Raw genomic sequence first — 10,999 nt, forward strand, 5'->3', positions numbered from 1 at the left:
AAGCTATGATTTATGAATCTTAAATCATAAATCCCTCCAGTTCCTTGAAAGTTATACGCCCTTCGTACAGCGCCTTACCAAAAATAACGGCAGGTACACCCGCAGCTTCCAATTGATGAATATCATCAGCACAACTCACTCCGCCACTGGCTATAAGATAAAGACCCGAATGCACTTCCAATATCTCTTTATACAAAGAGATAGAAGGCCCTTGCAACATTCCGTCGCAATTGATGTCCGTACAGATAACTTTACGGATTCCTTTCTCAATATAATCTTTCAAGAAAGGGAATAATTCGCAAGAGCTCTCATCTTTCCACCCATTGACGGCAATCTTATGGTCTTTTACATCAGCTCCAAGGATGATTTTCTCCGAACCGTATGTTTGCAGCCAATGGCAGAAACGCTCCGGATTCTTTACGGCAATACTTCCCCCCGTCACCATTTGCGCACCATTCTCAAAAGCGATAATCAAATCTTCATCGCTCTTCACCCCGCCACCGAAATCTATAATCAAGGAAGTGCGGGAAGCAATCTGCTCCAACGTGCGGTAGTTCACCACATGATGAGATGCGGCCCCATCGAGGTCTACCACATGAAGGCGGCGAATACCATGCGCTTCAAGTTCCTTAGCCACTTCCACAGGGTTCTCATTATACACTTTCTTACTATCATAATCACCTTGAGATAGCCGTACGCACTTTCCATCGATAATATCAATAGCGGGAATTAACTCTATCATTTCAATTAATTACAAATTACGAATTAACAAATAGTGACTCCTTTCATCTATAAGTCCAAGAAATTCTGTAGGATACGTTCGCCTACGCTTCCACTCTTTTCGGGATGGAACTGAGTGGCATAATAGTTGTCCTTATGTAAAGCGGCGCTGAACGGAAGTATATAATCCGTTACGGCAGCCGTACAGTCGTTGACCGGAACGTAAAAGCTGTGTACGAAATAGACAAATTCTTCTTTCGTAAAACCTTTAAAAAGGTCGCTGTCAGTCTGTGAAATTGTATTCCAACCCATATGGGGCACTTTATCCTCATGCTTCTGTGATACAAAACGCTTCACGTCAACATCAAAAATACCGAGACAATCTGCATTCCCTTCTTCCGAATGGCGGCACATCAGCTGCATCCCCAGACAAATGCCCAGCACCGGCTGACGCAATTCCTTTATCAGTTTATCCATTCCTTCGGCTCTCAGGAAATTCATGGTTGTCTCCGCCTCGCCCACTCCGGGAAAGATGACTTTATCCGCAGCACGTAACACCGCTTCATCTGCCGTAATCTCCGCCTCAACACCCAAACGCTTCAAAGCATAGTCCACCGAACGGATATTACCTGCATTATATTTGACAACTGCAACCTTCATTCGCTACTAATTAAATATTACGGTCTTATTTTTGTATGCCAATACCTTACGTTCAATATGTTTCTGAACGGCACGAGACAGGACTATTTTTTCCAAATCCTTACCTTTATTCACTAAATCCTGCACTGTATCCTTATGTGTGATACGTACTACATCCTGCTCGATGATGGGACCTGCATCCAACTCCGTAGTTACATAATGGCTGGTGGCACCGATAATCTTTACACCACGCTCAAAAGCCGCATGATAAGGCTTTGCCCCTACAAATGCCGGAAGGAAAGAATGGTGAATATTAATAATACGATTGGGATAAGCGTTTATCATCTTCTCGGAGATAACCTGCATATAACGCGCCAGCACTATAAAGTTTACCTTGTGTTTGGCAAGCAATTCCATTTCTTTCTTCTCCTGTTCTTCCTTAGTCTCCTTAGTGATAGGAAACAGATGAAAAGGTATTCCAAAACGTTCCGCTACATGCTGCAAGTCGGGATGATTACTTATTATAAGAGGTATCTCCACATTCCACTCGCCCGCCGTATAGCGTGCCAGCAAATCGAACAAACAGTGAGACATCTTCGATACGAAGATGGCCATACGCGGTTTTGCATCTGAAAAGTAAAGGCGGAAACTCATTCCATACTTCTGCGCATACAATGTTTCAAAATAATCCTCTATCTTTTCTTGAGGAACCAGGAAATTTTCCAATTCCCACTCGATACGCATGAAAAAGATATTCTCCACATGGTCTACATATTGATCCAAATAGATAATATTACCCTTATTCACCGTTATAAAGTCCGTTACTTCTGCCAAAATACCCGGTTTATCGGGACAGTGAAGTAACAGTTTGGCTGTTTTCATCATCCTAAAATCTATTTTTTATCGTTTTCTAATTACAACATTCTTGTTTTGAGTTCGCAAAAATAACGATTTATTGCAAAATAACGAACTTTTCGAGCAAGAAGTTTAAAACTCGGTATAAAAAGTTTCGTTTTCTCTAGAAATAGGATTCTATCTGAAAGCTAAATGCTACCTAAATACTACCTAAATGTTACCTAAACACTATACAAGCATTTTCCTAAATAGTTGTTAAATCAAAGTATCTCCATTTTTTACAATATTCTCAATATGAGGACATAAAACAAGCACAATCCAAAGCTCTCAAAAAAAAGTTTATCACAGCTATTGCAGATTCAAAAAAAACGCCTACCTTTGCAACCGCAATCGAGAGAGATAGCGATGAAAGAATGAAATTCTGGTGCGTTAGTTCAGTTGGTTAGAATACATGCCTGTCACGCATGGGGTCACGGGTTCGAGTCCCGTACGCACCGCTTTCTTATGAAGTAAAATAAAGAAAAGTCTTAAAGTACAATACTTTAGGACTTTTTTTTCTCCAACCCCACACCCAAAAGTAGCGGAACAGGGAGCAGTAGAAAATTTGCAGGGATTTTGTTTAATGTAATAATACAGTCTCATGCCACTCCCCTTCCACCCTTCCGAAACCTCCTGTTTATACGGGATAGCGGGTGGAACCCGCTTTTTACTTCCCCAATGACGCATCTCAGCTTCCCAAACCTCACACCTCAGCTCCTCAAATGCCTGTGGTTTGCAGGACAAATGCCCGTGGTTAAGGGAGCTGAGGTGTGAGGTTTGGGAAGCTGAGATGCGTCATTGGGATTACCGGGATGTGTAGTCTGTGATACGGGGTTCCACCCGCTATCCCGTATAAACAGGAGGCTTTGGAAGGGTGGAAGGGGTACAGGTGCAAACTGGAATCCAAGCATATTCCCTGTTTTGATGTATATCATAATCCGTTTTAATGTATATCAAAACGGATTATGATATACATCAAAACAGCTCTTTGACGGCTGAATACTTCTTGCACAAATAGTGATAGGTTTGGATTGTTATTACGGACATTTGTAACCTATTTACTGATTCTCTACAAAGTGGCATACTACCTATAAATTTATTCTTTACATTTGTGCAGGACTAAATAATGATACCTTATGAAAGAAGTTATTAAGCTGGACACAGTAGATGAATACAACCAGTTCTTCGGGCTCGAAACATTACATCCGTTGGTGAGTGTGATAAACCTATCGGAAGCTACCAGATTTCCAACGCATTTCACGATGAACTATGGAGTGTATGCACTCTTTCTGAAAAACATAAAATGTGGAGATATTCGTTACGGCAGACAGGTGTATGATTATCAAGAAGGGACTGTCACCAGTTTTGCTCCGGGACAGGTTGTTGAAACAGAGATGCAGCAAGGAGTGAAACCAAGTGCTCATGGTCTTCTGTTCCACCCCGATTTGATTAAAGGAACTTCTTTAGGACAGGACATCAAACATTATTCATTCTTCTCTTATGCCTCAGCCGAAGCCCTACATTTATCCGAAGAAGAAAAAGGAATTTTTATGGACTGCCTTGAAAAAATAAAAATGGAACTTCAGCATCCGATAGATAAACATAGTAAACGTCTGATTTCACGAAACATCGAACTGCTGTTAGATTACTGTATGCGTTTTTATGAAAGACAGTTCATCACCCGTTCCGAAAACAACAAGAATGTATTGGTCAAATTCGAAGCCTTGCTTGATGACTATTTCCAAAGTGACAAGCCACAGACAAACGGACTTCCTTCTGTAAAGTATTTTGCAGACAAGGTATTCCTGTCTCCCAACTATTTTGGCGATCTTATAAAGAAAGAAACCGGAAAAAGCGCGCAAGAATACATCCAGACCAAAATGATTGATTTGGCCAAAGAAATGATTGCAGGAACAGAAAAGACTGTCAGCCAAATTGCCTATGAGCTGGGATTCCAATACTCACAGCACTTCAACCGCATATTCAAGAAGAATGTAGGATATACGCCCGGTGAGTACAGAAAGTTGCAAATATAAGGATACAAGACTGTCTTAATGAAAAGCAAAATACTAAATATAGAGACTGTACATCAATGTAATTGTTGTATGGGGTATAAGACATTGCACCCGCTGGTGAGTGTCATCGACTTATCCAAAGCCAACTTGGAACAACACACTATCAGATGCGATTTCTATACAATTATTCTGGTAGAAGGAGAAGCCGGAGACTTTACATACGGACGCAAATACTATGATTACTCCAATGCTTCGATGATATTCCGTACGCCGGGAGAATCCATTAAACTGGATATAAGTAATGTACTAACACAGAAAGGGTGGTTATTGGCATTCCATCCGGACCTGATAGCGTCTACCGCATTGGAAGACCACATCAAAGACTACTCTTTCTTTTTCTACAATCTGAATGAATCACTGCATCTTTCACTGCGCGAGAAGATAAAAATCGTAAACTGTATCTGCAATATCGAAGAAGAGCTGCAACATCCCATAGATTGTCACAGCAAGACTCTGATTGCACGCTATATAGAATTACTGCTGGATTATTGTACACGCTTCAACGAACGCCAATTCATTACCCGTTGTGAAGCCAACAAAATAATTCTGCATAAAACCAATTTACTACTGAACAAGTACATCCTGTCCGGCAGGCTGGAAGACGGTGTTTTACCAACAGATGAATTTTGCGCCAATGCTCTCCACTTGTCTCCCAACTATTTCAGTGATTTGCTGAAATTTGAAACCGGAAAAAGTCTTCACGAATATTTTCAGCTAATGCGCCTGAATATTGCCAAGAAACTCTTGCAATGTAAAGACAATACAACTTGTATGGTAGCCAAGAAGCTGGGCTATGCAAACGCACAATATTTCACCTGTCTGTTCAAAAAGATAACAGGCATGACTCCGGCGGAATACAAATACAGACAGAACTAATCGTTCTCCTACTGATTATTCCTTCTGCACAGGACTGATATAGTCTTCTTTAATAAACTCATCATACACTTTCTTCGGATGATCGAACGGAGCAACCCCTGTCCTGTCTTCCTTAAAATTCTCACGGCGGAATTGTTTCAGTTTTACATTATCTTCTGCATATTCCCTCAACTTTTTCCTCTCACTACCATACAATGAGCTGTCAAGTACCTCATAATCCAAAAGACTCTCTTTGGGAGTAATGGTAGGCAACAGCCGCTGCTCCAACAAACCGCGATAAGCTCCATTATATTCACACCATACATTATCTCCCATTACAAATATACGATACTTGTAACTGGACCACGCTGTTCTAATACAAACTTCACGTGCGTAAATTTCAATTGATGCTTCCGAATCATAACTTTGGTCACGAATCACAACCACTTTCCGCCCGGAAATATCCTCCTTTACAACAGTCGTCCATCTCTCACAATTCAGAATCTCATCAATGATTTCTGATAGTTTTTCTCTGATTTCAAATTGTATTCTCATATTCTTCGCCTGTGGGTCAGGACTTATTAATACCCCCAATTACAACGTTCCAATTTAATAAAAATCCGTATAAAAAACAACTAAAATCCATTATTTTCATAGTTTCAGGCAAGAAATATAAATAATTAAGCATTATTACGAGGAACGCCGGAATATCTTTTTGAAAACAGACTACGGATGTTGTTGTCAATATTACTATTTTTCTCAATAAATCACTACCTTTGCGGCAAATTACAAATAAATAAACGAATAAAAACAACAGGGAACAATGAGTGTACACGATTTATGCTGTATCGGTTATATCACACAAGACAAGATAGTTACCACCAAGAACACGATATATATGCCGGGCGGTACTTCTTTTTATTTTGCACATGCCATTAAGCATCTCAATCCAAATGGCTTTTTATTGGTTACAGCATTGGCGGCCTCAGATATGGGCATCGTGGAAGAGATACAGAAAGAGGGCATTGAAGTAAAGACTCTGCCCAGTGCTCATTCTGTCTGTTTTGAAAATATATATGGAGAAAATCAGAACGAACGTACACAACGCGTTACGGCAAAGGCCGACCCGTTTACAATGGAAGGCTTGCAGGATGTCAACGCCCGGATTATTCATTTAGGTAGCCTGTTGGCTGATGACTTTTCATTGGAGGTCATCAAATATTTGTCTGGCAAAGGAATGCTGTCAGTAGATGTTCAAGGTTTTCTTCGTAAAGTGGATAATGAAAAAGTACTGCCCGTAGATTGGTCTGAAAAGAAAGAGGCTTTGAAATATATCCATATATTAAAAGCCAACGAAACCGAAATGGAAGTCCTTACCGGATGCAAGGATCCCCACGAAGCCGCACTGCTCATTGCAGATTGGGGAGTAAAAGAAATATTGCTGACATTGGGAGACAAAGGTTCGCTGATATATGCCAAAGGACAGTTCTATGAAATACCCGCCTATTCCGCCCTGCAAATAGTAGATGCCACAGGCTGCGGAGATACCTATATGGTGGGATATCTGTATATGCGCAACAAAGGCGCATCCTATCAGGAAGCCGGTTGCTTTGCCGCTGCCATGTGCACTATCAAGCTGCAAACGCACGGGCCATTCTGCGGAACAGAGCCGGAAATCAAAAGGATAATCAATCTTGTTTAAAAACCGGTTGCTTTTGCAGAACATACATATCTGTTCTGCAAAAGCAACCGGCCTTATACTCATTTCTAAGTATGCACATCCTTGTTCTTATTGGGTTGAGCATATTCCATAGGAGAAAGGCCATACATCTTTTTGAAAGCGCTCGAAAAATGAGTTTGGCTGGTGAATCCCACAGCATAAGCTATTTGAGTTATTGAGAGATCTTTATTCTTCAGTAAAATAGCTGCTTGCTGAAGACGTAGATTACGAATGAAATCGCTGGGGGTGGTTCCTGCCATCTCTTTCATACGCCGATGCAGATGGGTACGGCTAATTCCTGTTTTCTGTGCAAGCATCTCTACATTAAGTTCCGCATTACTCAAATTTTCATTGATAATCTTCATAATACGTTCCATTAACACTTCATCGTTTCCTTGTAATTCAACAGATGTTATTTTCCCCTCTTGAGCCTGGCTACCCGAGTATTTTCCTTTTAACCGCATACGGTTAGCAATTAAATTAGTCATAAGCGCCACTAATTCTTCTACATTAAAAGGCTTACATAAATATCCGTCCGCTCCTTGTGTCAACCCCTCAATCCGGTGAGCAAATTCAGCTTGTGAAGTTAGCAAAATTATAGGAATGTGATTAGTGTTGGCATTCTTTTTCAGTTCCTTCAACAGTTGTATACCATCCATGTTGGGCATGATGACATCTGAAATAATGAGGTCCGGCTGTTGGGTAATCGCCTTTTTCCACCCTTCTGTTCCGTCTACAGCTGTATCTACATGGTAATATGCCTCCAAATTTTCTTTTAGAAAGTTTCGCAATTCATCATCATCATCAATTACCAAAACACAATAATTTGTTTTCCTATATTTTACTGTTTTCTGAACCGGAAGATTAGGAAGATATTGATTTACCATTCTATTATACGAAATGGAATTTATCTTTTCTTTTACCATTTCTTCCTTTTTTAAATGCTTGTTTCCTAAAGGTATATGTACCACAAAACGACTGCCTTGAGTATCTTTCCTGTTTTCAGCGAAGATAATGCCATGATGTAGTTTCACCAGTAGTCGGCATAAATTCAATCCAATCCCAAAGCCTAAAGAGTTTGTAGTATGGTTCATATCACCTTGATAAAAACGGTCGAAGATTTTTTTCAGTTCTTTTTCGTTCACTCCCTTACCCGTATCTGAAACAGAGATTTCCATATATTGACACAAAGGACCTGTCTCTTTCAGATTAGTTCCTATATTTACCCCTACACAGACAGTACCTTTTTCCGGTGTATACTTAAGAGCATTTGAAAGCAAATTAATTAGCACCTTGTCGAAATTATTCGGATCAATCCATACATACGGAAGCATTTCCGGGAATTTTGCCTCCAAACGAATCTCTTTCAGACGTGCCTGCTCCTCAAACATATAAAGGCAATTATTGACAAAGCGCTGCATATCTATTTCTTCACAGCATATACGCATCTGGCCCTTATCTATTTTCCGGACATCAAGCAATTGATTAATAAGACTCAGAATACGATTAGTATTATACCTGATTGTTGCTAACATTCTATTGACATCGGGACTACACTGCATTGACTGCAACCTTTCCAATGGACTGACAATAAGAGTAAGCGGCGAACGTATTTCGTGAGCAATGTTGATAAAGAACTGTAACTTCATTTCGCTAATCTCCTCCCACTGTTTTCGCCTGTAAACGATATACAATAAATAGCCGGCCCCCATTACCAATAAAACATAAATAACTTTGGCACTCACACTTAGATACCAAGGTGGAGTTATATGAATCTGTACTGACCTGATGGGCGAATAAAGTCCATTTTCACAGGCACGTACTTCAAAAGTATAATCTCCCGGCTCCAAGTGATGATATTGTATCCGGCTTTCTCCGGGTTGTGTTTTATTCCAATTCTCACTAAACTCCTCAAGCCGATATTCATAAAGAATATTTCCGGCATCACGAAAGTCCATGGTCGACACCATAAAAGCAAAAGTATTATCCATATAAGAGAGATTGAAACAGTTGGCATGAATCAGTTCTTCGGTAATAACCGGTTTCTTTCCCGAACGTGTCTGCATGGTCACCTTCTGATCTCGAATGTACATATCAGTGATAACGGGTGGACTATCCGGTCTAGTTAGTTGAATGTCATCAGGATTAAAGCCTGTGATTCCCTTACCACCTCCAAAATAAATCTTCCCGTCCTGACTTTGGGCATATCGTCCCTCTAAATATACTTTTTCTTGCAACCCGTTCCCGGTATAATAATTTACGACTTGTTTATCGGTTAAAAGCACATGACAAATTCCTTTCGTAGTACTACACCACAAATTGCCGTGTTTGTCCTGTACTAATCCACAAATTATATTATCCGGAAGCCCCTGTTCGGTAGTGATAACCGAATATTGATTCGTTTCCGGAACATAGCAAATCAGCCCATTTTTAGTTCCCATCCAAATATTGTGATCTTTTCCTTCGAGAATGGTATAGAACGAACCGGATTTTATTTCCGGATCAAAAGGCAGGTCAAGAAACCTTTCGTTTCGAACATCATAACAACTTATATTTCCAAAGTGTCCCAACCATACTCTATCTTCCGAATCACATAAAACAGAAATAATCCAATAGTTCGTAATATTACTTTCACCCCCAATCGGATTCTTTCTTGAAAGTAGCTGATACTTTCCGGTAGGTAAATGATAGCGTAAAAGCCCCTCTCCTAAGATAGCTACATACAGATTTTTATGCTTATCCTCTGTAATGCATCTTATACTGAAATCTCCTTGCAACGGATATTTTAACTCCAAATCTCCATTGGTCCGATTTAATGAGTACAATCCTTTCCCATTGATTCCTACCCAAAAAACGCCATCGCTATCTTCAAACATTGAAAAGACATCTCCGGCCGTATGAATGTGTCTAACGATATTTCCGTTACAATCCAATTGGTAAATGCCATTATCCTCTACAGAACACCAAACCGTATTTGCTCTATCACAATAAAGTGCATTAATCCAGCCCGGTATATCAGACAACATAATTGGCTGGTTCCAGAAAGAAAAATGCATTGGATGATGCGGCAACATAAGGAGGCCTTGATATAAACATCCAACCCATAAATTTCGTTGCCTATCCTCAAAAACAGTGTTGACCTTAGTCTGATTGACATTTATAAACGGATTGTAAATTCCATCTATATCCGTAATCTTTTCTTCCCCTTGTTTTATACACACAACCCCTTGCCCGTAGGTGCCCAACATGATATCCCCATCATCCGTAAGTGTAGCTGAATGAAAACGAATATCTTTCTTTTTTCCAGAATATGAAAGCGGCACAAGGTTATCGCTCTCTCTATCCCAAAGAAATACAGTTTGCGCAGTGGCAATGATAAGTCTTTTATCCCGATCTTCCAGTATATTTCGTACAACTATGTTCTTTAGCGGATATAGCTTCTCTTTCTGTCCGGCAGAGTCAACACGAACTACTCCTTGTCGGTCAGTTCCTAACCAAAGCTGTTGCCGACTGTCTTCAAAGCCACAAACTACATAAGGCGGATGAAAAAACTTACTTTCAGTGATCAAAGGATAAGCTGTCATTGTTTGGGGATTGACAGAAAAAATACCTGCATCAGATACATTACATAAAATTTCCCCGCTATTCCGTTGGAAAATACTGGTAATTCTCCCCTTTGTCCTCATAGTATGAAGAGTGACTGTCTGAAAATTATCTTTTTCAGGAAAGTAACGCTGCAATCCGTTGGCAGTACCAATCCAAAGATGATTCTCATCATCAATATATAAAGAGTGAATCTCATTATCAGCCAATGAAGTAGAGTCCTGTTTAGCATGATAATAAGACACAAATTGCGAACCGTCAAATCTACGAAGTCCGTCTCTTGTCCCAATCCATAAATAGTTATTCCGGTCTTGACATAATGCATTTATACATTGACTACCTATTGTTTCTTTATCATAAAAGAGTGCATTTTGTGCAAATACCGATTGTGCAATGCTGAACAGTAAAAATATCAGTTGATTTTTAATCATAGTTTCCATAGCCTTTTTCTCACTACAAAGTTATGCCTTTTCCCAAAGAAACACCTTTTTTT

9 protein-coding genes and 1 tRNA gene are annotated in these 10,999 nt (G+C 39.9%); 4 read left to right on the forward strand and 6 right to left on the reverse strand.

The features are described 5' to 3' along the window. Positions 1-19 precede the first annotated feature (19 nt). Genes hisA through purU form a run of 3 tightly spaced genes read right to left on the reverse strand, consistent with a single transcriptional unit; the run spans position 20 to position 2,244 of the window. Positions 20-742, reverse strand: coding sequence for a 1-(5-phosphoribosyl)-5-[(5-phosphoribosylamino)methylideneamino]imidazole-4-carboxamide isomerase (hisA, locus tag DW121_RS07540; protein ID WP_117713260.1), 723 nt, complete (start codon positions 740-742; stop codon positions 20-22). A gap of 47 nt (positions 743-789) precedes the next feature. Further along, the gene (gene hisH, locus DW121_RS07545; RefSeq protein ID WP_118323433.1) at positions 790-1,380 is read right to left on the reverse strand and encodes an imidazole glycerol phosphate synthase subunit HisH; all 591 of its coding nucleotides are present in this window, start codon (positions 1,378-1,380) and stop codon (positions 790-792) included. A gap of 6 nt (positions 1,381-1,386) precedes the next feature. Further along, on the reverse strand, positions 1,387-2,244 hold the full coding sequence (gene purU / locus DW121_RS07550) for a formyltetrahydrofolate deformylase (protein ID WP_004289958.1): 858 nt from the start codon (positions 2,242-2,244) through the stop codon (positions 1,387-1,389). Positions 2,245-2,637: 393 nt separating this feature from the next. Between purU and DW121_RS07555 the strand changes: the two genes are divergently transcribed. Further along, positions 2,638-2,711: transfer RNA gene (locus DW121_RS07555), tRNA-Asp, on the forward strand. Positions 2,712-2,963: 252 nt separating this feature from the next. On the opposite strand, the gene DW121_RS15520 is transcribed toward DW121_RS07555, so the two are convergent. Continuing rightward, complete coding sequence (locus DW121_RS15520) at positions 2,964-3,188, reverse strand: hypothetical protein (protein WP_147399668.1); 225 nt, start codon at positions 3,186-3,188, stop codon at positions 2,964-2,966. Positions 3,189-3,389: 201 nt separating this feature from the next. Between DW121_RS15520 and DW121_RS07560 the strand changes: the two genes are divergently transcribed. Both DW121_RS07560 and DW121_RS07565 read left to right on the forward strand, forming a co-directional pair. Next, entirely contained in the window at positions 3,390-4,289 is a 900-nt protein-coding gene (locus DW121_RS07560) for a helix-turn-helix domain-containing protein (RefSeq protein ID WP_117713257.1), read from the forward strand. A gap of 18 nt (positions 4,290-4,307) precedes the next feature. After that, the gene (locus tag DW121_RS07565) at positions 4,308-5,204 is read left to right on the forward strand and encodes a helix-turn-helix domain-containing protein (protein ID WP_118323434.1); all 897 of its coding nucleotides are present in this window, start codon (positions 4,308-4,310) and stop codon (positions 5,202-5,204) included. Positions 5,205-5,219: 15 nt separating this feature from the next. Here the strand turns inward: DW121_RS07565 and DW121_RS07570 are convergent, their stop codons facing one another. After that, a complete protein-coding gene (locus DW121_RS07570) occupies positions 5,220-5,738 on the reverse strand; it encodes a hypothetical protein (protein WP_117713255.1) in 519 nt (172 codons plus the stop codon). Positions 5,739-6,006: 268 nt separating this feature from the next. Between DW121_RS07570 and DW121_RS07575 the strand changes: the two genes are divergently transcribed. Next, positions 6,007-6,885 (forward strand): PfkB family carbohydrate kinase, encoded by an 879-nt coding sequence (locus tag DW121_RS07575; RefSeq protein ID WP_117713254.1) that lies wholly within the window; start codon positions 6,007-6,009, stop codon positions 6,883-6,885. Positions 6,886-6,950: 65 nt separating this feature from the next. Here the strand turns inward: DW121_RS07575 and DW121_RS07580 are convergent, their stop codons facing one another. Next, on the reverse strand, positions 6,951-10,946 hold the full coding sequence (locus tag DW121_RS07580) for a hybrid sensor histidine kinase/response regulator transcription factor (RefSeq protein WP_233555785.1): 3,996 nt from the start codon (positions 10,944-10,946) through the stop codon (positions 6,951-6,953). Positions 10,947-10,999 lie beyond the last annotated feature (53 nt).

The sequence above is a fragment of the Bacteroides sp. AM10-21B genome (assembly GCF_003472565.1).
GTDB classification, from domain to species: Bacteria; Bacteroidota; Bacteroidia; order Bacteroidales; family Bacteroidaceae; genus Bacteroides; species Bacteroides propionicigenes.